We start from the raw sequence: 21,073 nt of genomic DNA, 5'->3' as shown, positions 1-21,073 counted from the left end.
CCAGTGCCTTGTTACCAGGAAGTCACTGGACCCCGGCCCCGGATCGAGTCCGGGACAGGCGCTGCGCCGGGGTGAGGATAGAAAAACAAGGGCTTCACCACTCTCAATTAAATGTTTCACCGGGCCCCAACCGGGCGCCGCTGGCGAGTACGTGATCGGCCACGCGCGCCTTGTGGAAGGCGCGATCGCCCCAGGCGGCGTCCAGCACCCAGGCGCGCTTGGCGAACATCTGCAGGTCGGACTCCCAGGTATAACCCATGGCGCCATGCGCCTGGATGCTTTTGCGCGCGGCCAGCCGTGCCGACTCGCCGGCCGCGAGCCGCGCGTGCGATACGTATACGCCGGTGTGCCTGTCACCGTGACCGAGCGCATAGGCTGCACGGTGCACCACGGGTTTGGCGAACTCGATCTTGACCGCCACGTCGGCCAGCTGATGCTTGACTGCCTGGAAGGCGCCGACCGGCTTGCCGAACTGCTTGCGCTGTGCGGCGTAGTCGATGCCGAGATCGAGCATGCGCTGGGCCAGTCCGAGCAGCTGCGCGGCGATGGCGGCCGAGGCGCGGTCAATCACGCCCTGCCACAACGCCCGGCCGTGCGCGGCATCGCATACGCGTGTGGCGGCGCTTGGCGTCCACTCCACCCGATACAGCCGGCGGGACATGTCGATGCTGGCGTGGAACGACAACCTGGCGTCCACGGGCCTGATCGCGTGCACCTCGTCGTCGTGCCACATCAGCAGCAGGCCGGAATTCTCGGCATCCGCCACCAGCGGGTTGATCGGATGACCCACCGCGATACGCACCGTGCCGGTGGCGATCTTCGGCAGCAGATCGGTCTTGAGCTGTGCGCCGTCGGGAAGACCCGCGAGGATGTAAGCGGCGAGATAAGCCGTGTCCGAGAGCGAATCGGGGATCGCGTGATAACCCAGCTCTTGCTGCACCAGCACCCAGTCGAGATCGCCCTGGCCGAGGCCGCCATAGGCCTCCGGTACCGACAGCGCGGTCAGACCCTGCTCGGCCAGCTTGGCGCGAAGCTCGGCCGAGCGGCCGAATTTGGTCTCCCAGATCTCGCGCAGTCTCTCGGGCGCGGCCTCGACCACGAGGAACTTGCGCACGGCCTCGTGGAAAGCGAGTTGCTGGTCGTCGAAAGTAAAGTCCATCGATTCCTGAGCCTCTCTTATCTCTTCACCCCGGCGCAGAGCCTGCCCCGGACTCGATCCGGGGCCGGGGTCCAGAACCTTATGTTCAAGTCACTGGATTCCGGCTTGCGCCGGAATGACGGAAAAACGAGTCGCAGCCCATAACATCATGCCCTCGGCAACCCCAGCATTCGTTCCGCAATGATGTTGCGCTGGATTTCATTGGTGCCGGCGTAGATCGGCCCCGCTTGCGCAAACAGGAAACCGTCCAGCCAGTCGTGCTGCGCGGCGCCGGTCTCGCCGGCGCGGGAGACCAGCTCGGCGTGCGCGCCGAGGATGCTCATGGCGGTTTCGTGCATCAACAGGTCCAGCTCTGACCAGAAGATCTTGTTGGTGCTGGCTTCGACACCGATGCGCCCGCCCTTGAGCAGGCGGCTGGCGGTGGCATAGGTCGCCAGCGTGTAGGCCTCGGCGTCCATCCAGCTCTTGAGCACGGCGTCGCGCACGGCCGGGTCGGTATCGGCGCGCGCGCGATGCTGCTGGTACAGGTCCACCAGCAGCTTCGCGGTCTGCTGGAAGCGGCCAGGCGAGCGCAGCATCAGGCCACGCTCGAAGCCGGCAGTGGCCATGGCCACGTTCCAGCCGGCACCCTCCTCGCCCAGGCGGTTGGCGACCGGCACGCGCACGTCGTCGAAGAAGATCTCGGCGAAGCCCGGCAGGCCGTTGAGCTGCTTGATCGGGCGGATGGTGATGCCCGGCAGGTTCAGCGGCAGCAGGATGAAGCTCAGGCCCTTGTGGCGCTCGGAGGCCGGGTCGGTGCGGAACAGGCCGAACAGCCAGTCGGCATAGACCGCGCGCGTGGACCAGGTCTTCTGGCCGTTGATCACGTAGTGGTCACCATCCTTGATGGCCTTGGTCTTGATCGCCGCCATGTCCGAGCCGGCGCCCGGCTCGCTCCAGCCCTGGGCCCAGATCTCGGAACCGTCGGCCATCTTCGGCAGGAAGCGCGCCTTTTGCTCTTCCGTGCCGTATTCCATCAGCGTCGGCGCGAGCAGGAAGATGCCGTTCTGGTTGACGCGCAGCGGCGCGGAGGCAGCCCAGTATTCTTCCTCGAAGATCAGCCACTCGATCAGGTCGCAGCCGCGGCCGCCCTTGTCCTTGGGCCAGGTGACCGCGCTCCAGCGGCCCTCGAACAGCTTGCGCTCCCACTGGCGGTGCGCTTCGAAGCCTTGCTTCGTGTCGAAGCTCGGTAACGGCTGCCGCGGTACGTTGGCCGCGAGCCAGTCGCGGATTTCCTTGCGGAAGGCCTGTTGTCGTTCGGTGTATTCCAGCTTCACTCTACTTATCCTCACAGAAGAACCATCTTCCGCAGGAGTCTGCCCTGCAGGCGACTCTTGGATTGTCGCGCGTAGGGCGCGCTTCTACACAAGAATTGAACAGCCCACGGGGTAGATGAACCCTGCTCGACACTCTGCAATTCATTCACTCGCCTCATTCGAATTTCGCTTCGCGCTTCTCGACGAAGGCGCGGCGTGTCTCGGCGGAATCCTTCTCCATGTAGGCCTGCAGGGTGAAACCCTGCTCCCAGCGGTACTTGGCCTCGAGGTTGCCGTCCTCGATGCCGTTGAGCGATTCCTTGGCCAGCCGGATCATGGCCGGGCTCTTGGCCGCGATTTTGCGGGCGATGGTGAGCGCGGTGTCGCGCAGCGCGGGCCTCGGCACCACGGCCTCGATCGCGCCCAGGCGGTAGCCCTCCGCGGCGGTAATGGGTTCTCCGGTGAAATACATCATGCGCACCTTCTGGATCGGGAACAGCCGCTGCAGGTGGGCGCCGCCGCCCATCGCGCCACGGTCCACCTCCGGCACGCCGAAGCTCGCGTCGTCGGCAGCCACGACGATGTCGGCCGCGCCGGCGATACCGATGCCCCCGCCCAGCACGAAGCCGTGCACCGCGACGATCACCGGCAGCGGGTTGCGGTGCACCGCCTCGAACGTACGGTAGTTGCCGGCGTTCACGGAGACGATCTTTTCCGGCTCCTTGTCCAGTTCCTTGATGTCCACGCCGGCGCAGAAGCCGCGGCCTTCGGCGCGGATGACGATGACGCGCATGGAGGACTCCCGGCCCAGGCGTGTGATCTCGTCGGCCAGCGCGTGCCAGCCGGCGTCATTCAATGCATTCACCGGCGGGCAGTCGATGACCAGCTCGGCGATGCCGTCCGCTATCGTGGTCTTGAAGGGCTGGCTCATGGCAGTGCTCCAAAATCAGTCCCCCCTGCGCTCGCAGGAGGGAAACGTAATGCGGCAATCCTCTGCTCCGCTTCCACGACGATGGACTGGATCAGCTCGGCCACGCTCGGCAGGCTGTCGATGACCGCCGCCACCTGTCCGCTCGGCAGCACCCCCTCGTCCGGCATGCCCTCCACCATTGCGCGCTGGATCAGCACCGGCGCATTGGCGGCCATCATCGTCTGGATGGCACTGTCGCCCTCGCGCAGGGCGCCGAAGAGGGTCTTGACCATGTGCGCCGCCGTCATGCCGGTGCGCGCCTTCCACTTCCAGGCGCTGACCAGCGCGACGAACAAACGGTGCAGCAGGCCGCCGCGCTCCAGGCTCAGCAGACAATCGTTGTCGATCATGCGCTGCGGCAGACCGTCCACCGCGGTGGAGACGCGAATCTTGGCAGGGTCCTTGACGTCCAGGTAGCGCTGTAGCGTGGCGCGCGGCACCGGCGAGTCGGTGGTGAGCAGAAAGCGTGTACCCATGGCGATGCCGGCCGCGCCATAACCGAGCGCACCGACCAGCCCGCGGCCATTGTAGAAACCGCCGGCCGCGACCACCGGCACCTGCACCGCGTCCAGCACTTGCGGCAGGAGCAGCGTGGTCGGCACCACACCGGTGTGACCGCCGCCCTCGGCGCCCTGGATGGTGATGATGTCGGCGCCCAGCTCGACGGCCTTGATGGCGTGTTTGAGCGCGCCGACCGTCGGCATGCACAGCACGCCGGCGTCCTTGAAGCGCCGGATGGTTTTCGCATCCGGCCCGCGGCCGTAGGACACGGCGCGCACGCGGTCCGTGTTCTTCAAGATGACGTCGATGACGTCCTGCGCGTTCGGCTGGAACATGTGGAAGTTGACGCCGAACCGGTGCGGCGTGAGTTCGCGCAGTTGTCGGATGGCCGTCTCGAGTTCCGGCGTGGACATCGTCGCGGCGGCGAGAAAACCGAAGCCGCCGGCATTGCCGGTGGCGGCAACGAGCTCCGCGTCCGCCACCCAACCCATCGCGGTCTGCACGATGGGGTAGCGGCAGCCGAGCCGCTGCGTCAACGGGGTTTGCAGAGTGTGGCTCATGTTCACCCCCACCCTAGCCATCCCCCATCCAGGGGGAGGGGACTCTCACTCCTGCCCAATCCATGGAGAGGGGATTCTTACGCCTGCCCCATATCAGGGGGAGTGGATTCTTGCCCCTTCCCCCTTGATGGGGGAAGGTTGGGATGGGGGTGATGCTACGCACGCGCATCTTCAAGCCTTCACGATCACGGATGAACCATGCCCGAACAGGCCCTGGTTGGCGGTGATGCCGACCTTGGCATTCGCGACCTGGCGCGCGCCGGCCTGGCCGCGCAGCTGCCAGGTGAGCTCACAGACCTGGGCGATGGCCTGCGCCGGCACCGCCTCGCCGAAGCAGCACAGCCCGCCGGAAGGGTTGACCGGGATGCGGCCGCCGATCTTCGTTTCGCCCGCGCGCAGGAGTTTGGCGGCTTCTCCGCGCTCGCACAGCTGCAGGTCTTCCATCCAGTCCAGCTCGAGCGCGGTGGACAGGTCGTAAACCTCGGCCAGGCTCACGTCCTGCGGGCCGATGCCGGCCTCCTCGTAGGCCTTTCTGGGCAGGGCGGCGCGGAAGGATTGCGCCGGTGCGGCCACGGCGGAATCGGTGGCGATGTCCGGCATCTCGACCAGCGCCGAGGGAAAACTCGGTGTCACGGTGGAAACGGCGGCGATGCGTGGCGCCCTGGCCTTGCCGATTTTTTTCGCGTAGGCGAGCGAGGATACGACCAGCGCCGCACCACCGTCGCTCGTGGCGCAGACGTCCATCAGCCGCAGCGGGTCGGCCACCATGGCCGAGGCCTCGACATCGGCGACGGTGAATTTCTTGCGGTAGCGCGCGTTGGGGTTGGTCAAACCGTGCTCGGCATTCTTGATCTTGACCGCGGCGAAGTCGGCCTGCGTGTCGCCGTACAACGCCATGCGGCGACGTGCGTAGAGCGCAAAGTAAGTCGGGTTGGTGATGCCGAGGCGGAAGCGCACCCAGTCCGGGTCGTCCGGACGCTCGCCCTTCTGCGGTGCGAGGAAACCCTTCGGCGTGGTGTCGGCGCCGACCACCAGTGCGACCTCGCATTCGCCAGACAGGATCTTGGCGCGCGCCGCGGCCAGCGCCTGCGAGCCGGAGGCGCAGGCAGCGTAAGACGTGTTCACCTGCGCGCCCTGCCAACCCAGTGCCTGGGCGAAGGTCGCGCCGGCGACGTAGCCGGGATAGCCGCAGCGCAGGGTCGCGGCGCCGGACACGAATTGGATGTCGCGCCAGTTCACGCCGGCGTCGGCCAGCGCGTCGCGCGCGGCCTTGACACCGTATTCGACGAAGTTACGGCCCCACTTGCCCCAGGGGTGCATGCCGGCGCCGAGGATGGCGATTTCCTGGGTCATGTCTTTACGCCGTCATTCCGGCGAAGGCCGGAATCCAGCGCCTTAAAAGTCACTGGACCCCGGCTTCCGCCGGGGTGACGTGGAAAGGGGTGCAGGTGAGTATTCATACCGGCCTCCACTTCCAGGTCAGCTTGCCGTCATCCAGTGGCTCCAGAACCAGTTCCATCGGCTGCCCGACCTTCAGCACAGCGAGATCGACGCCGCTCGCAAGCTGGCCCAGCACGATCATTTTTTCCTGCGCCAGTTCCACCGCAGCGATGCCGAAGGGCTGGAAGGGCTCGTTGGCGACATAGGGCGGCGGCGGCTGGTAGCATGCGTTGGTGTAGGACCACAGCGTGCCGGTGCGCGACAGCAGCACCTCCTCGAAGGTGTCGCCCGCACAATCGGGATTGCGGCAGAAGTGACTCAGCCTGGGGAAGTAATAAGTGCCGCAGGCGGAGCAGCGGCTGCCGATCAGTTGCGGCCGCTCACGATCGAGCGTGAACCAGCCTTCGAGCACGGGGGTTGGCACTGTCGTATCCATCGCTACGCCGTCATACCGGGGAAAGCCGGTATCCAGTGACTTTGCATAGGCGCTGGACCCCGGCTTTCGCCGGGGTGACGAGGAATAAGCATTGAGGATTTGCTCATGACGCCCTCCGGATGCCGGGGGGATTGTCCTTCAGCTGCTTCGCGCGCATGTCGTGCGGGTCGAGTCTGCGGATGATCGCGAGTTGTTCTTCCGTCGGATGCGCGGTCTCGCCCAGATCGTCGGCCCTCAGCAAGGGGAAGCCGGTGGCGCCCTGCACCTGCTCGAAGCTCACGCCCGGATGCAGGCTGATGACGCGGATCGCATGCTCGGGGCCGCCGAAGTCCATCACGCACAGGTCGGTGACGATGCGGTGGATGCGCGCGTAGTCGCTCTTCACGCCCCTGGGCCAGCGCTCCTTGCGATAGCCGACCGAGCAGACCACGTCCACTTCGCCCTCGACGAACACGCGTGGGCCGTGGTTGGGCACGAACATCGAATTCACGTGGTTGATGCTGTTGCCGGGGAAGCCGCGCAGGCCGAGCATCTGGCGTTTGGGTTTACCGAAATCGCCGATGCAGGAGATGTTGGCCTGGCCCCAGCGATCCACCTGCACAGGGCCGACCAGCGCATGCCGGCGCCCGCGCCACAAGAGATCGAACACACGCGCGTACGGCATCCAGCCGGCATAGGTGCGGCCGTCATGGTTCCTGGCGCCGATCACGACCGGCTCCTCGGTGAGGAAGGCCTCGCCGTCGGTGATGAGCAGCTCCGGGCTGTGCGTGAGCTTGGCCAGGCCCTGGGCAATACGCGGGATGATGCCGATGCCGGTGGCCAGCACTTCGCCGTCCTCGCGCCAGACGTCGGCGCAGGCGCAGATCAGCAGCTCGGCGAGGGTGAAATCGGAGGTGCTCATGCGCACCCCCACCCTAGCCCTCCCCCATCAAGGGGGAGGGAACACGGACCCCGGGGACGGACACTCTTACCCCTTCCCCCTCGAGGGGGAAGGGTTGGGATAGGGGTGCCAAATCGAATAAACCCACTCATCACATCACCTGCCTTGGCAATGCGAGAATCCTGTCCAGCCCGCCGACCGCCGCCTGGTAATCGGCCTCGCTCGCGCCCAGGAACTCCGCGGCGTACTTCGCCCAGCCGCCTTCTTCTTCGGCCGCGTTGCAGTAGCGCTTGAGATGCGCGGCATCCCAGCCGTAGCCGCCGCCGTTGATGGAAACGTTCGAGGTCGGGTGTGCGCCGCCGCGTGTCAGTATCACGCCGTTCACCAGGTTGCGCTCGAAGGGATTGCGCTGGGCGTCGGCCTCGTCGGTGGCCAGCCTGTCCACCAGTTCCTCGCAGCTCACGTAGCAGCGCTCGGCGGCGCGCGCAAAGAGTTCATCGAAAAACGGGTCCGGCGCGTACAGCCGCGTGTTGCCGCACCGGTCGGCGCGGTGCACGTGCACCAGCGCGACGTCGAGATTCAGCGCGGGCATCGCCAGCAGCACCTCGCCGTCTTCATAAGGCGAGGTCACGGTACGCAGGCCGGGGTTGATCTTGGTCAGCTGGTCGGTGGCCAGCCCCACGCGTGTGGGCAGGAAGGGCAGACGCATGGCAGCGGCACGCAGCCCCCACTGCAGCTGGCCTTCGTCCAGCTCCATGGCCTCGATGCTGCCCGCCTCGCGCGCCTTGCGGAAAAAAGGCTCCAGCGGAATGAAATCCAGCGACACGAAGCCGTAGATGAGTTTCTTCACCTTGCCGGCGGCGCAGAGCATGCCCATGTCGGGGCCGCCGTAGCCGACGACGGTGAGGTCTTTCAGCGGCGAGCGCAGGATTTCGCGCACGATCGCCATCGGCTTGCGGCGCGGGCCCCAGCCGCCGATGCCGATCGTCATGCCGTCGCGCAGTTGCGCGACGACCTGCGCGGCCGTCATTTCCTTGTTGAGCGCCATCTCCCTGGCCTAGCGGAAGCCGACGGAGAAATCGTGGCCCCAGATCGAGACCTGTCGGGTCTCGGTGGTCTGCCATTTGCCCGGCTCCACGATCAGACCGCCCCAGCCGTATTCGATGGCGAAGTTGCCTGGCGTCATCATGTAAAACGAGGTCATCTTGTCGTTCTCGTGCTGGCCGAGCGTCGCCATGAGCTTGATGCCGGCCTTCTGCATGCGGTCGTGCGCCAGGCCGACCTCGGTCATGGAGTTCACTTCCACCATCATGTGCACGCAACCGGCCGGGCTCGGCATCTCGGCCAGCGCCAGGCTGTGATGACGGCCGCTGGCCGCGTGCAGGAAATAGATGCGCATCACCGGCGCATCCGGCGCCGGCTTGAAGTTGAACACGTCCGACAGGCCGAAGCCGAGCACGTCGCGGAACAGCTTGAGCGTGTCGTCGAAGGGAATGGCCGGCAGCACGGTATGCCCGAGGCCGTAGATACCGGTCTTGAAACCGGACACGCCGACCGGCGACTTGAACGGCGCGGTGGCGCCCTCATAGCCCCAGCACAGCTCGTGGCGGTTGCCGGCCGGATCGGTGAACACGGCCAGACCCTTCATGCCGCGCAGCCTGCGCTCGGCCTCGCTGCCATCACTGACGACCACCCCGGCCCGCTCGAGCGCGGCGACCGTGTCCTTGAACGCGGCCTCGTCCGGCAGCTCCCAGCCGGAGGCGTGGTAACGGTCGGCGCCGCTCTTCACCACCAGGATGCGGCCGTGACGCTCGTCCATCTTCAGCGCCAGCGCCTCGCCGACGTCCTGTGCGGACATGCCCAGCACCTGCTCGCCGTATTGCCGCCACTTCGCAAGGTCCGTGGACTCGGCCACGATGTACGCCAGCGCCTGGATTTTCGCCATGAGAGCCGCCTTCGGGAATGTCGTTCTGGATGAAGGCATTATTGGCGCCGGCCGCGCTTTCCTCTTCATCCGTTGGGGTGAGAGCGGGCCGCCACAGCGCTGCGGAACATGCACTCTCACCCCATCGGACGAAGCTAGTCCGTGCCAGATCGAAATAATCCCGTCATCGGGCCGCAGGCCCTGGCGGGCCTGTCTTGCCCGCACCTTATCACGCAAGGCACCCCGAGATGCCGCATCAGAACCCGCTCGACACCCCGCCGGCCCGGCGTGAGGACGGAACCCTGTCCATCGAAGCGCCGCTGACGACGGACAGTCCCGACAGCCTGGGCTGGCAGCAGGACTGCGACGTGCTGGTGGTCGGCTTTGGTGCCGCCGGCGGCGCCGCCGCGCTGGCCGCGCAGGAGGCCGGCGCCCGGGTACTCATCGCCGAGCGCTTCGAGGGCGGCGGCGCGAGCGTGAAGAGCGGCGGCGTGGTCTACCTGGGCGGCGGCACGAAGTACCAGAAGGAAGCCGGCTACGACGACACACCGGAGGAAATGTTCAAGTACCTGCGCCAGGAAACCGGCGACGCGGTGAGTGAGGCCACTCTGCGCCGCTTTTGCAACGACAGCCTCGACCTGCTGGCCTGGCTGGAGAAGATCGGCGTCGAGTTTCAATCCTACGAAAAGCCGCCCAAGACCTCCTACCCGCGCAACGGCGTGTACCTGTATTACTCCGGCAGCGAGGCCGTACCGAGCTTTGCGGCGCAGGCCCGGCCCGCGCCACGCGGCCATCGGGTGCGCGCGCCGGGCATCGACTCCGGTCGCGAGCTGTACCGCGTGCTGCGCGAGGAAGTCGCCCGACAGAACATCCCGGTTCTGCGCCAATCCGCGGTACGGCGGCTGGTCACGGACGCGAAGACCGGCGCGGTGCTCGGCGCGGAAGTGTGGCAGCTGCCGCCGGCCTCGCCCATTGCGCACAGGCACCAGCGCCTGATGCGGCGCGCCGAGCGTATCCATAATTTTTCGCCGCGGCGCGCCGACCGCCTGCGCGCCCAGGCGCTGGCGATCGAGCTGGCCGAGGCGCAGCCGCTTTTGGTGCGCGCGCGGCGCGGTGTGATCCTGTCCGCCGGCGGCTTCATCTTCAACCGCGAGATGCTGCGCCAGTACGCGCCCAAGTACCTGCCGGCCATGCGCCTCGGCGCCACCGGCTGCGACGGAAGTGGCATCCGCCTGGGCGCCTCGGTGGGTGGTGCGCTGGACCGCATGAGTACCGCCTCGGCCTGGCGCTTCATCAATCCGCCCACGGCCTGGCCGAAGGGGATCGTCGTCAATCGCCAGGGGCAGCGCTTCTGCAACGAGCAAGTCTACGGCGCACGCCTGGGCGTGGAGATGGTGGACCATAACGAGGGCAAGGCCTGGCTGATCCTGGACAAGAGGCTGCGCAGCGCCGCGCTGCGCGAGGCGCTGTCCGGCAAGCTATGGTTCTTCCAGAGCGTGCCAGCGCTGTTCCTGATGGGGTTCGCACCGCGCGCGAAGACACCCGAGGCGCTGGCCGCGAAGATCGGCCTGCCGCCGCGCGCGCTCAAGGCCAGCATCGAGCAGTACACCCAGGATGCCAAGGCGGGGCGGACGGATTTGCTCAACAAGGCCGACGACATGCGCGCGCCGCTGGACACCCCGCCTTACTACGCCCTGAACATTTCGGTCGACAACAAGACCTTCCCCTGCCCGAGCATCACCCTGGGCGGGCTGCGTGTGGACGAACAGACCGGCGCAGTACTGAACGCGGAAGGCAGAACGATCCCGGGGCTGTACGCCGCAGGCCGCTGTGCGGTGGGCATCGCCTCCAATAAATATGTCAGCGGGCTGTCGCTGGCGGACTGCCTGTGGTCGGGACGGCGGGCGGGAACCAATGCGGCCAGGGGCATTATGACGAACGATTTGTCCGTCATTCCGGCGACAGCCGGAATCCAGCGACTTTAAAAAGGCACTGGACCCTGGCTTGCGCCGGGGCGACGGAATGAAGCAAATCCAGAGATACATCCAGGAGCGAGCATGGGACGTGTAGCGAACAAGGTGGCCATCGTGACCGGCGCCGCCAGCGGCGTGGGCAAGGCCGATGCCATGGTGCTGGCGCGTGAGGGTGCGAAGGTGGTGCTGACCGACCTCAACGAGAAGGATGGCGCGGCCGCCGCCCGGCAGATCAATGACAAGTACGGCGACGGCAGCGCGCTGTTCATCCGGCACGACATCGCTTCGGAAGACGACTGGAAGACGGTGATCGCCAAGACCGAAGAGGCTTTCGGCGGTCTCGACGTCCTGGTCAACAACGCCGCGATTCTGCTGTACGGCACGATCGAGGATACCGACCTCGCCACCTGGCAGAAGATCCAGCGGATCAACGGTGACGGCTATTTCCTCGGCTGCCATTACGGCTACGCGGCGATGCGCCGGCGCGGCGGCGGCTCAATCATCAACATGTCGTCCATCTCGGGCATTCGCGGCGTCAGCTCGTTCTGCGCCTACTCCGCGTCCAAGGGCGCGGTGGCGGCCCTGACGCGCTCGATCGCGGCACACAGCCGCATGAACCTGCACAAGATCCGTTGCAACTCGATCCACCCGGACGGCATCATGACACCGATGGTCGCCAACCTGCAGGGCAGCATGCCCAAGGGCAAGCAGACGCAGGTACGCATGATGGACCAGAAGCAGATGATGGCGCGCTTCGCCACGCCGGAACAGATCGCCGATCTGGTGCTGTTCCTGGCCTCGGACGAGTCCAGCTTCATCAACGGCGCCGAGATGCGCATCGATAACGGCTATTCGATGTGGGGGGATTGAGAATCACAACGCCACCGAATAATCGGCTACCCTACGTGGATCATTTTCTTAATGGGGGTGGGGCCGCGGACGCGACCCCATTCCTGCCCGAAGGGCATGACTAGACCCCAGTATCATCCGTTGAAAGTCGCCAGGGTCGTCGAGGAGACGGCCGACGCGCGCTCGATCGTGTTCGAGGTTCCGGACGCGCTCAGGGAGACCTTCCGCTACAAGCCGGGCCAGCACCTGCAGCTGCACGTGCCCTGCGGACCCAGGCCGCTGCCGCGCTGCTATTCGCTGTCCAGCTCGCCGGCCTTCGACGAGCCGCTGCGCGTCACCGTCAAGCGCGTGGCCGATGGCCGCGCCTCCAGCTGGATCTGCTCGCAGCTCAAGGCCGGCGATACGCTGGAGGTGATGCCGCCGGCCGGCGTGTTCACGCCGCGCTCGCTGGACGCCAACCTGCGCATGTTCGCCGGCGGCAGCGGCATCACGCCGGTATTTTCGATCATCCGCACCGTGCTGGCCAAGGGCACCGCGCGCATCAACCTGCTCTACGCCAACCGCGACGAGCACTCCGTGATCTTCGGCAACGAGCTGACCGAGCTGGCGCGGCAATACCCGGACCGGCTGCAGGTGTTCCACTGGCTGGACTCGGTGCAGGGACAGCCGCCGACGCAGGAACAGATCAGCGCGATTGCAAAAGACTGGGGCCTGGATGGCGCCGAGTGCTATATCTGCGGCCCGGCGGTGTTCATGGACAGCACCGCCGCCGCACTGTACGCGCTGGGCGTGCCGCATGCGCTGGTGCATATCGAACGCTTCGTCTCGCTGCCCGAGGACGCCGATGCGCCTGCACCGGCCGCCGCACCTGCCGGCACCGCCGGCAGCGAGCTGGAGGTGGAGCTGGACGGCGCGACGCACCACATCCGGCTGCGGCCAGGCGAACTCATCATCGACGCGATGGAGGCCGCCGGCCTGCAGCCGCCCTTCTCCTGCCGTGCCGGCGCCTGCGCGGCGTGCATGTGCCATCTCGAGGCGGGCGAGATCGAGATGCAGCACAACCACGTGCTGGACGAGAGCGACATCGAGCAGGGCTGGATCCTCGGCTGCCAGGCGGTGGCCAAGTCGCCCAAGGTGAAGATCAAGTATCCGAACTAGCGGCCGAACAGGAGCGTTATCGTCATTCCGGCCAGGGCCGAAGGCCGCGAGCCGGAATCCAGAGTCTTTCCGTATGGATGCCCGCTCGCGGCGGAATCATAGATCACAACCATGAGCCATACCGTCCCCCAAGCCTTCGCCGAATCCGTCGAGCGCCACGCGAACCGCACGGCCGTCATCGGCGAACAGGGCGAGAACCTGAGCTATGCGCAACTCGACGCGAAGCGCATCGAGGCCGCGCGCGCGCTGATCTCGCTCGGCATCCGCCACGGCGACCGCGTCGCCCTCTGGGCGCCCAACGGCGTCGAGTGGATCATCGCCGGGCTCGCCGTGCACAGCATCGGCGCCGTGCTGGTGCCGGTGAACACCCGCATGAAGGGCAACGAGGCCGGCTATATCCTGCAGAAAAGTGGCGCGCGGCTGCTGTTCTGCGCCGGCAGCTTCCTCAACCAGCACTACCCGACGCTGCTGGGCGAGCACCGTCCGGCCACGCTCGAGCACATCGTGGTGCTGCGCGACGCACAGCCCGGCGATTTCGGCTGGGCCGAGTTCCTGCGGCACGCCTCGGAGGTTTCCGGCGCGCTGGTGGAGCGGCGGAGCCTCGCCGTGAAACCCGATGACCGCATGGACATCATGTTCACCTCGGGCACCACCGGTCTGCCCAAGGGCGTGATCACCAACCACGGACAGAACCTGCGCGTGATTGCCGAGTGGTCGCGCGCGGTGGGCCTGGTGCCCGAGGACCGCTACCTGATTGCCAATCCCTTCTTCCATTCCTTCGGCTACAAGGTGGGCTGGCTGGGCGGGCTGCTGGCCGGGCTGACCGTGCTGCCGCACGCGGTGTTCGACGCCGCCGCGATCCTCAGGCGCATCGAGCGCGACCGCATCTCCGTGCTGCCGGGTCCGCCGACGCTGTTCATCAGCCTGCTCAACGACCCGGCGCGCGTCACGACCGACCTGTCGTCGTTGCGCGCCACCATCACCGGCGCCGCGGCGATCGCGCCCTCTCTCATCGAGCGCATCCGCGCCGAGCTGGGCTTCGAGGTGGTGCTGACCGGCTACGGGCTGACCGAAACCTGCGGCGTGGTGTCGCTGTGCGATGCCGGCGACGATGCCGAGACCATCGCACTGACCTCCGGCAAGGCCATTGCCGGCATCGAGCTGCGCTGCGTGGACGCACACAACCAGCCCGTACCCGCCGGCGAGGCCGGCGAGATTGTCGTGCGCGGCTACAACGTGATGCAGGGCTATCTCGACGACGCGGCCGCCACGCAGGAGGCGATCGATGCCGAGGGCTGGCTGCACACCGGCGACATCGGCGTGCTCGACGCGCGCGGCTATCTCAAGATCACCGACCGGCTCAAGGACATGTACATCGCCGGCGGCTTCAACTGCTACCCGGCCGAGATCGAGCGCCTGATGGCGGCGCACCCGGCCATCGCCCAGGTCGCAGTGATCGGCGTGCCGGACGAACGCCTCGGCGAGGTCGGCAAGGCCTATGTGGTGCTGCGCCCCGGCCATACGCTGGACGAAAAATCGCTGATCGCCTGGTGCCGCGAGCAGATGGCGAACTACAAGGTGCCGCGCTACGTGGAGTTCGCCGGCTCGCTGCCGGTGAACCCGTCCGGCAAGGTGCTGAAGTACCAGTTGCGCGAAGCGGCGAAGGCTGAAGCGAAGCGTGCGTAAGGCAGATGAATAGAACAGGATTACCAGGATTTTTCAGGACGATCAGGACAAGAAATATTTAAAGAAGGAATCCTCTTATCCTGTGCGTCCTGTTGAATCCTGATCATCCTGTTCTATTTCTTTATCCTAGTCAGTCTCGTTCCGATTGACTTCAGCCAATTGAGGACCCGGTGATGAGCGGAAAACTGAACAATGTCGTCGCGCTGGTTACCGGCGCATCGCGTGGCGCCGGCAAGGGTATCGCCATCGCGCTGGGCGCCGAGGGCGCCACGGTTTACGTCACCGGCCGCAGCCTGAAGGAAGGCGATGCGCCCCTGCCCGGCACCATTGGCCACACGGCCGAGCTGGTGACTCAGGCTGGCGGCAAGGGGATTGCAATAGCCTGCGACCACGCCAGGGACCGCCAGGTGTCGGCGCTGTTCAAGCGCATCAAGGACGAACAGGACGGCCGGCTCGACATCCTGGTCAACAACGCCACCTTCCTGCACGACGACCTGATCGAGAAAGGGCCGTTCTTCCGCAAGTCATTGCACCTGGTGGACATCCTCGACGTCGGCCTGCGCTCGGCCTATGTGGCGAGCTGGCACGCAGCCAAGCTGATGGCGCGGCGCCGATCCGGCCTGATTGCCTTCACTTCCTCCTTCGGCGGCAACTGCTACATGCATGGCCCCGCCTACGGCGCGCAGAAGGCCGGCGTGGACCGCTTCGCGCACGACATGGCCATCGACCTGAAGCCTTACGACGTGACGGCGGTCTCGATCTGGATGGGCATGCTCAGGACCGACCGCACCAAGAAGGTGATGGAGGAAGACCCGAGCAAGTACCAGGGCTTCTGGGAGATCGCCGAGACGCCGGAGTTCACAGGTCATGTGCTCGCCGCGCTGTACTGCGACGATAGGCGCATGGAAAAATCCGGCAAGGTGCTGATCGGTGCCGAGCTGGCGCAGGAGTACGGCATCACCGACGAGGGCCGCCAGCCGCCTTCGCATCGTCCGATGCTGGGCGGGCCCGCGCCCGTCAACCCGGCGGTGGTGCAGTAGGCGCCGGTCAGCGCTTCTGCAAGCGTTGCGCGAGGCGCAGCACCGGCCAGGCCAGCAGCGCGTACACGGCGATGCCGAACGGGATGCCGGCGTAGAACGCAATCATGTTCATCGTCGTGACCCGGCACACCGGGTACAGCTCGTGGCCGATGTTGTCGCAGGGCACCAGGCCTTCCAGCAACTTGCCCGGCCAGTAAAGGTAGTACGACAGCTCGACATTGCCGGCCAGCACCGCGAGCCAGCCCAGCCCGAACATGCCCAGGCTGACGATGGCGCCGACACCGAGTGCTTGCAGCAGCGTCTTCATGCGGCCAGCAGCCTAACACATCACCCCCATCCCAGCCCTCCTCCATGAGGGGGAGGGTGAGCCGACGAGTGGGGCGGGCCGTGGCTGCGACAGTCGGTTAGAGTGTGCCCATCGAGCCTCGCGACCCGCCTGAAACAGGGGAGCCTCCATGACGCCAGCCCAGCCTGAAACCGTCCTCGTCGAGCGCCAGGCACCCGTCCTGGTCGTGACGATCAACCGGCCGGAGGTGCGCAATTGCGTCGACGGCCCGACCGCCGCCGCCCTCGCTGATGTCTTCCGCGCTTTCGACGCCGACCCGGAACTGAAAGTGGCCATTCTGACCGGCGCCGGCGGGCACTTCTGCGCCGGCGCCGACCTCAAGGCTGTGGCCGGCGATCCGGCGCGGCGCAACCGCATCGATCCCGAGGGCGACGGGCCGATGGGCCCCACGCGCCTGCAGCTTTCCAAGCCGGTGATCGCGGCGGTATCCGGTTACTGCGTAGCCGGCGGCATCGAGCTGGCCGCCTGGTGCGACCTGCGCGTGGCCGACGAAACCGCCGTGTTCGGCGTGTTCTGCCGTCGCTTTGGCGTGCCACTGATCGATGGCGGTACCCTGCGCCTGCCCAGGCTGATCGGCATGAGCCGCGCGCTGGACCTGATCCTGACCGGCCGGCCGGTGGATGCACGCGAGGCGCTGGCCTTTGGCCTTGCCAACCGCGTCGTCGCGGCGGGCCAGGCGCTGGCCGCGGCGCTGGCGCTGGCCCAGCAGCTGGCGGCATTCCCGCAGGCCTGCCTGCGCGGCGATCGCACAAGCGCCTATGAGCAATGGGGCCTGGACGAGCGCGCGGCCATCGCCAACGAGTTCCGGCACGGACTGGCGACGCTGCAATCCGGCGAAACCGTGGCCGGCGCGACGCGCTTTGCCGAGGGCACGGGCCGGCACGGGAAGTTTTAACCCCCACCCCTGCCCTCCCTCATGAAGGGGGAGGTGAGGGAGGGGGTATGCACGGAACATTCTGGATTGGGAGGACGACATGGACACGCTGAAAACCATGACCTATGCGGTCACCGGCCGCATCGCGCGCATCACGCTCAACCGGCCCGAGCGCGGTAACGGCATCACGATGGATATGCCGCGCGAGCTGGCCGAGTGTGTCGAGCGCGCCAATCTCGACCCGGCCGTGCACGTCATCGCGCTGTCCGGCAACGGATCGGGCTTCTGCGGCGGCTACGATCTGGTGGACAGCGCCGAGAAGATGCAGATCGGCGAGGACCATCCCTCGCACCCGCGCGGTTCGCCGCTCGACCCGCGGGTGCAGTTGCAGAACCACACGCCCGGCGAAGTCTGGGATCCGATGCTCGACTACGCGATGATGTCACGCAACGTGAAGGGCTTCATGAGCCTGTTCCACAGCGAGAAGCCGGTCGTGTGCAAGGTACACGGCTTCTGCGTGGCCGGCGGCACCGACCTGGCGCTGTGCTCGGACCTTCTGGTGATCGCCGACGACGCCAAGATCGGCTATCCGCCGGCGCGCGTCTGGGGCTCGCCCACCACCTCCCTGTGGTTCCACCGCATCGGCCTGGAGAAGGCCAAGCGCCTGCTGTTCACCGGCGACTGCCTGAGCGGCAAGGAGGCGAAAGAATGGGGCCTGGCGATCGAGTCCGCGCCGGCGGACCAGCTCGACGCGCGCTTCGAGGTGCTGCTGGAGCGCATCGCGCGCATGCCGATCAACCAGCTGGTGATGATGAAGCTGCTGCTCAACCAGAGCGTGATGCAGCAGGGCCTGCACACGACCCAGATCCTCGGCACCGTGTTCGACGGCATCACGCGACACACCAAGGAGGGTTACGCCTTCCAGCAGCGCGCGGCAGAGGTCGGCTTCAAGCAGGCGGTGCGCGAACGCGACCAGCCCTTCGGCGACTTCGGCCTGTCCACCTTCAAGGGCTGAGCCGGGCGCTGGCTGAACGCGCGGATTGACCTCGCGGGGGGATTGGCGTATGTAAGAGGCACAATAAAACCGCTTTGCAAACAAGAATAAGGGGGTGTCATGTCCATCCACCGAATGTATGCAAAGAGCGCCTGTGTCATTACCCTGTTCGGGCTTCTTACCCTGCCCGCCCGCGCCGACTATCCGGATCGCTACGTCGGCACCGGCATCCTCTACATCGATGCCGACAGCGACGCCAGCGCGCGCGGCGTGGACGTCGATGACGGCGGCGGCCTGCAACTGATCCTGGGCCAGACGCTGGGATCGGCTTCGGGCCTCGAGTTCAATGTCTTCCTGAACGACCTGAGCGTCGCCCGCGGCCACCGCAACAATTTCTACCAGGGTGGCCTGGGCATCGATTTCCTGTGGTATTTCCAGGGTCGCAAGGACGGCTTCACGCCCTTTGCGCTGGCGGGACTGGGCGCGGTCCGCAACGATCCGCCGTCGCCGGTCGATGACGACAGCAACGCCTTTGTCAACCTCGGCCTCGGCTTCATGAGCAAGCCGTTCGGCAGCTCCGGCATCCGGGTGCGCGGCGACCTTCGCTACGTGAAGGACAATTTCGAGGACCAGCCGGATGACCTGCGCGTCGGTCTGGCGATGGTGTTCCCCTACGGTCAGACCAAGGAAGTGGTCCGCACGGAGGTGCGCGAGGTCGAGGTGGTGCGCGAGGTGGTGCGCGAGAAGCCGCAGGCCGATTCGGACGGCGACGGCGTGGTGGACGGCGTGGATCGCTGCCCGAATACCCTGCGCGGCGCCCAGGTGGACCAGTACGGCTGCGCGATCAAGCAGGTGGTCACACTGGAAGGCGTGCATTTCGAATACAACTCCGCCCGCCTGACCCCGGACTCGATGACCATCCTCGACAAGGTGGCTGAAACCCTGCAGGGACAGCCGTCCATGGAGGTCGAGATCGCCGGCCACTGCTCGAGCGAGGGCTCCGACGCCTACAACCAGCGGTTGTCCGAACGCCGCGCGGATTCCGTAAGGAACTACCTGGTGGACCGGGGCGTCGCCGCCAGCCGGCTGCGTGCCGTGGGCTATGGCGAGTCGCGGCCGGTGGCCTCCAACGAGACGGAAAGCGGCCGCTCGAAGAACCGCAGGGTCGAGTTCCACATCCTGCGCCAGTAGCCGTCACACCCGCCGGCATCCCGCCACGCGCGCTGCGAGGCGCGCGTGGCCCTGCATTTGGATGAGGCTGCTGCCCGCACCCGGTGCCACGATGGCGGCCATGCCCGAAGCGAACCCTTGCGCCAGCCCCTTCCCACAGGCGCAGAGGGACGAAATGCTCACGCCGGAGGAGACATGGCTCGACTGAAAGACAAGGTGGCGATCGTGACCGGTGGCGCGCGCGGCATGGGCGCGGCGACGGTGCGGCTGTTCGCCCGGGAAGGCGCGAAGGTGGTGATTGCCGACGTGCTCGACGAAGACGGCGCGAAGCTCGCGCAGGAACTGAAGGATCGCGTGCGCTTCGTGCATCACGACGTCACCGACGAGGCCGGCTGGGCGGCGCTGGTCGAGCAGGCCGTAGCGGCCTTCGGGCCGGTGGACGTGCTGGTCAACAACGCCGGCGTGCTGCTGTTCAAGACGCTCGCCGACACGAGCAAGGCCGACTTCGAACGCGTCATCGGCATCAACCTGACCGGCTGCTTCCTCGGCACGAAGATCGTCGGCGCGCACATGCTGGCGCGCGGTCGCGGCAGCATCGTCAACATCTCCTCGGCCGACGGCATGAAGGGCGCCAACGGCCTGGGCGCCTACTGCGCCAGCAAATGGGGCATCCGCGGGCTGACGCGCGTAGCGGCGATGGAATACGGCCACAAGGGCGTGCGCGTGAACTCGGTGCACCCCGGCGGCATCGACACCGCGATGGGCAACCCGTACGGCGAGCCCAAGGCCGAAGTGAACAAGCGCTACGGCATGGTGCCGCTGCAGCGCGTCGGCGAGCCGATCGAGGTGGCGCAGACCAGCCTGTTCCTGGCCAGCGATGAATCGTCTTACTTGTGCGGCGCCGAGATCGCAGTGGACGGCGGCATGCTGTGCGGGCAGTACTACGTCGGCTTCCCCGGCGCCCCCGGAGTCTGAGTATGAGTTCCGAACGCATCAGCCCCACGGCCTACGCCACCGGCTACTTCTGGTACAAGCACGGGCTCTCGCATGCGGCGCTGGCGACGCCCAAGGGCAAGCGCCTGGACCGGCCCTTCGGCCTGCTGATGAAGCTGCTGGGCGGCGAGGTGTTCCAGAACCTGATGCTGGCGCGCCATACCGCCATCGACGCGCTGCTGGCGCGCGCCATCGACGACGGGCGCGTGACGCAGGTCATCGAGATCGCGGCGGGCCTGTCCGGCCGAGGCGTGCGCATGACACAGAAATACGGCGAGCGGCTGACCTACCTCGAGACCGACCTGCCGCAGATGGCCGCGCTGAAGCGCAAGCTCCTCGCCGACGCCGGCCTGCTCGGCCCTCGCCATCAGGTCCTCACGCTCGATGCGCTGGCCGACGGCGGCCCGGATTCGCTGGCGCAGGTAGCCGGCCGGCTCGACCCGAAGCAGGGCCTGGCCATCATCACCGAGGGCCTGATGAATTACCTGGACCCGGTTGCCGCGCAGGGCGTGTGGGCGCGCATCGCGCGCACGCTGGCCGGCTTTCCGCAGGGGCTGTACCTGGCGGACGTGTATTTCATGCAGCAGCATCGCGGCCTCGCGGCCAGGGTGTTCGGCGGCGTGATCCAGGCCTTCGTGCGCGGGCGCATGCATATCCACTTCGAATCGGCCGGGCACGGCATCGGCCTGATGCAGGCCGCCGGCTTCAGCCGTGCCGCCATCCACGAAATCCGCGAACTGCCGGAAACGCGCCGGATCGGCAGCCAGCCGGGCGGCGACCGCGTGCGTGCGCTGGAGGCCTGGCGCTGAGGAGGTCAGCGCGATA

General features: G+C 66.7%; 20 protein-coding genes. 10 read left to right on the top strand and 10 right to left on the bottom strand.

Translation table 11 applies throughout. The features are described from left to right. Positions 1-103 precede the first annotated feature (103 nt). From VNJ47_01520 to VNJ47_01480, 9 genes are all read right to left on the bottom strand, one after another. On the bottom strand, positions 104-1,159 hold the full coding sequence (locus VNJ47_01520; GenBank protein ID HXG27513.1) for an acyl-CoA dehydrogenase family protein: 1,056 nt from the start codon (positions 1,157-1,159) through the stop codon (positions 104-106). Positions 1,160-1,305: 146 nt separating this feature from the next. Next, positions 1,306-2,475 carry an acyl-CoA dehydrogenase family protein gene (locus VNJ47_01515; GenBank protein HXG27512.1) on the bottom strand — a complete coding sequence of 390 codons (1,170 nt, stop codon included), beginning with the start codon at positions 2,473-2,475 and terminating at the stop codon, positions 1,306-1,308. Between the two features lie 154 nt (positions 2,476-2,629). Further along, positions 2,630-3,385: an enoyl-CoA hydratase family protein gene (locus VNJ47_01510; protein ID HXG27511.1), complete on the bottom strand. Its 756-nt coding sequence runs from the start codon at positions 3,383-3,385 to the stop codon at positions 2,630-2,632. Then, positions 3,382-4,485 (bottom strand): nitronate monooxygenase, encoded by a 1,104-nt coding sequence (locus tag VNJ47_01505; GenBank protein ID HXG27510.1) that lies wholly within the window; start codon positions 4,483-4,485, stop codon positions 3,382-3,384. Before VNJ47_01505 ends, VNJ47_01510 begins: the two co-directional genes overlap by 4 nt. A 171-nt stretch (positions 4,486-4,656) precedes the next feature. Continuing rightward, positions 4,657-5,838, bottom strand: a complete 1,182-nt coding sequence (locus tag VNJ47_01500; GenBank protein ID HXG27509.1) for a lipid-transfer protein — start codon at positions 5,836-5,838, stop codon at positions 4,657-4,659. Positions 5,839-5,941: 103 nt separating this feature from the next. Further along, entirely contained in the window at positions 5,942-6,349 is a 408-nt protein-coding gene (locus VNJ47_01495) for an OB-fold domain-containing protein (GenBank protein HXG27508.1), read from the bottom strand. Between the two features lie 115 nt (positions 6,350-6,464). Further along, positions 6,465-7,262, bottom strand: coding sequence for a ketoacid CoA transferase (locus VNJ47_01490; protein ID HXG27507.1), 798 nt, complete (start codon positions 7,260-7,262; stop codon positions 6,465-6,467). Between the two features lie 130 nt (positions 7,263-7,392). Beyond that, positions 7,393-8,289, bottom strand: a complete 897-nt coding sequence (locus tag VNJ47_01485) for a CoA-transferase (protein HXG27506.1) — start codon at positions 8,287-8,289, stop codon at positions 7,393-7,395. 9 nt (positions 8,290-8,298) lie between these two features. Next, complete coding sequence (locus VNJ47_01480; protein HXG27505.1) at positions 8,299-9,186, bottom strand: VOC family protein; 888 nt, start codon at positions 9,184-9,186, stop codon at positions 8,299-8,301. A 227-nt stretch (positions 9,187-9,413) separates the two neighbouring features. On the opposite strand from VNJ47_01480, the gene VNJ47_01475 reads away from it, so the two are divergent. The 5 genes from VNJ47_01475 (at position 9,414) to VNJ47_01455 (ending at position 15,871) form a co-directional block, all read left to right on the top strand. Then, positions 9,414-11,150 (top strand): FAD-binding protein, encoded by a 1,737-nt coding sequence (locus VNJ47_01475; GenBank protein ID HXG27504.1) that lies wholly within the window; start codon positions 9,414-9,416, stop codon positions 11,148-11,150. Positions 11,151-11,222: 72 nt separating this feature from the next. Beyond that, entirely contained in the window at positions 11,223-12,008 is a 786-nt protein-coding gene (locus VNJ47_01470) for an SDR family oxidoreductase (GenBank protein HXG27503.1), read from the top strand. Between the two features lie 96 nt (positions 12,009-12,104). Beyond that, positions 12,105-13,145, top strand: a complete 1,041-nt coding sequence (locus tag VNJ47_01465) for a ferredoxin--NADP reductase (protein ID HXG27502.1) — start codon at positions 12,105-12,107, stop codon at positions 13,143-13,145. Between the two features lie 111 nt (positions 13,146-13,256). Next, positions 13,257-14,831, top strand: coding sequence for a FadD3 family acyl-CoA ligase (locus VNJ47_01460; protein HXG27501.1), 1,575 nt, complete (start codon positions 13,257-13,259; stop codon positions 14,829-14,831). Between the two features lie 173 nt (positions 14,832-15,004). Beyond that, a complete protein-coding gene (locus VNJ47_01455; protein ID HXG27500.1) occupies positions 15,005-15,871 on the top strand; it encodes an SDR family NAD(P)-dependent oxidoreductase in 867 nt (288 codons plus the stop codon). A 7-nt stretch (positions 15,872-15,878) separates the two neighbouring features. Here the strand turns inward: VNJ47_01455 and VNJ47_01450 are convergent, their stop codons facing one another. Continuing rightward, positions 15,879-16,178, bottom strand: coding sequence for a hypothetical protein (locus VNJ47_01450; protein HXG27499.1), 300 nt, complete (start codon positions 16,176-16,178; stop codon positions 15,879-15,881). Positions 16,179-16,326: 148 nt separating this feature from the next. Here VNJ47_01450 and VNJ47_01445 point away from each other — a divergent pair, with 148 nt between their 5' ends. The 5 genes from VNJ47_01445 (at position 16,327) to VNJ47_01425 (ending at position 21,057) form a co-directional block, all read left to right on the top strand. Further along, positions 16,327-17,112 (top strand): crotonase/enoyl-CoA hydratase family protein, encoded by a 786-nt coding sequence (locus tag VNJ47_01445; GenBank protein ID HXG27498.1) that lies wholly within the window; start codon positions 16,327-16,329, stop codon positions 17,110-17,112. A gap of 79 nt (positions 17,113-17,191) precedes the next feature. Further along, the gene (locus tag VNJ47_01440; GenBank protein HXG27497.1) at positions 17,192-18,106 is read left to right on the top strand and encodes a crotonase/enoyl-CoA hydratase family protein; all 915 of its coding nucleotides are present in this window, start codon (positions 17,192-17,194) and stop codon (positions 18,104-18,106) included. Between the two features lie 99 nt (positions 18,107-18,205). After that, positions 18,206-19,276, top strand: coding sequence for an OmpA family protein (locus tag VNJ47_01435; protein ID HXG27496.1), 1,071 nt, complete (start codon positions 18,206-18,208; stop codon positions 19,274-19,276). A gap of 174 nt (positions 19,277-19,450) precedes the next feature. Beyond that, a complete protein-coding gene (locus VNJ47_01430) occupies positions 19,451-20,230 on the top strand; it encodes a glucose 1-dehydrogenase (GenBank protein ID HXG27495.1) in 780 nt (259 codons plus the stop codon). 2 nt (positions 20,231-20,232) lie between these two features. Then, on the top strand, positions 20,233-21,057 hold the full coding sequence (locus VNJ47_01425) for a class I SAM-dependent methyltransferase (protein ID HXG27494.1): 825 nt from the start codon (positions 20,233-20,235) through the stop codon (positions 21,055-21,057). The last annotated feature ends 16 nt before the right edge of the window (positions 21,058-21,073 follow it).

The organism is Nevskiales bacterium (genome assembly GCA_035574475.1).
Classification (GTDB): Bacteria; Pseudomonadota; Gammaproteobacteria; order Nevskiales; family DATLYR01; genus DATLYR01.
The sequence above is the reverse complement of the archived record's forward strand: the minus strand, read 5'-3'. Positions and strand labels throughout refer to the sequence as shown.

Coding starts and splice junctions, on each gene's coding strand:
- VNJ47_01520 (HXG27513.1), bottom strand. CDS start 1,159: ATGGACTTTACTTTCGACGACCAGCAACTCGCTTTCCACGAGGCCGTG.
- VNJ47_01510 (HXG27511.1), bottom strand. CDS start 3,385: ATGAGCCAGCCCTTCAAGACCACGATAGCGGACGGCATCGCCGAGCTG.
- VNJ47_01505 (HXG27510.1), bottom strand. CDS start 4,485: ATGAGCCACACTCTGCAAACCCCGTTGACGCAGCGGCTCGGCTGCCGC.
- VNJ47_01500 (HXG27509.1), bottom strand. CDS start 5,838: ATGACCCAGGAAATCGCCATCCTCGGCGCCGGCATGCACCCCTGGGGC.
- VNJ47_01490 (HXG27507.1), bottom strand. CDS start 7,262: ATGAGCACCTCCGATTTCACCCTCGCCGAGCTGCTGATCTGCGCCTGC.
- VNJ47_01485 (HXG27506.1), bottom strand. CDS start 8,289: ATGGCGCTCAACAAGGAAATGACGGCCGCGCAGGTCGTCGCGCAACTG.
- VNJ47_01480 (HXG27505.1), bottom strand. CDS start 9,186: ATGGCGAAAATCCAGGCGCTGGCGTACATCGTGGCCGAGTCCACGGAC.
- VNJ47_01475 (HXG27504.1), top strand. CDS start 9,414: ATGCCGCATCAGAACCCGCTCGACACCCCGCCGGCCCGGCGTGAGGAC.
- VNJ47_01470 (HXG27503.1), top strand. CDS start 11,223: ATGGGACGTGTAGCGAACAAGGTGGCCATCGTGACCGGCGCCGCCAGC.
- VNJ47_01465 (HXG27502.1), top strand. CDS start 12,105: ATGACTAGACCCCAGTATCATCCGTTGAAAGTCGCCAGGGTCGTCGAG.
- VNJ47_01460 (HXG27501.1), top strand. CDS start 13,257: ATGAGCCATACCGTCCCCCAAGCCTTCGCCGAATCCGTCGAGCGCCAC.
- VNJ47_01455 (HXG27500.1), top strand. CDS start 15,005: ATGAGCGGAAAACTGAACAATGTCGTCGCGCTGGTTACCGGCGCATCG.
- VNJ47_01450 (HXG27499.1), bottom strand. CDS start 16,178: ATGAAGACGCTGCTGCAAGCACTCGGTGTCGGCGCCATCGTCAGCCTG.
- VNJ47_01445 (HXG27498.1), top strand. CDS start 16,327: ATGACGCCAGCCCAGCCTGAAACCGTCCTCGTCGAGCGCCAGGCACCC.
- VNJ47_01440 (HXG27497.1), top strand. CDS start 17,192: ATGGACACGCTGAAAACCATGACCTATGCGGTCACCGGCCGCATCGCG.
- VNJ47_01435 (HXG27496.1), top strand. CDS start 18,206: ATGTCCATCCACCGAATGTATGCAAAGAGCGCCTGTGTCATTACCCTG.
- VNJ47_01430 (HXG27495.1), top strand. CDS start 19,451: ATGGCTCGACTGAAAGACAAGGTGGCGATCGTGACCGGTGGCGCGCGC.
- VNJ47_01425 (HXG27494.1), top strand. CDS start 20,233: ATGAGTTCCGAACGCATCAGCCCCACGGCCTACGCCACCGGCTACTTC.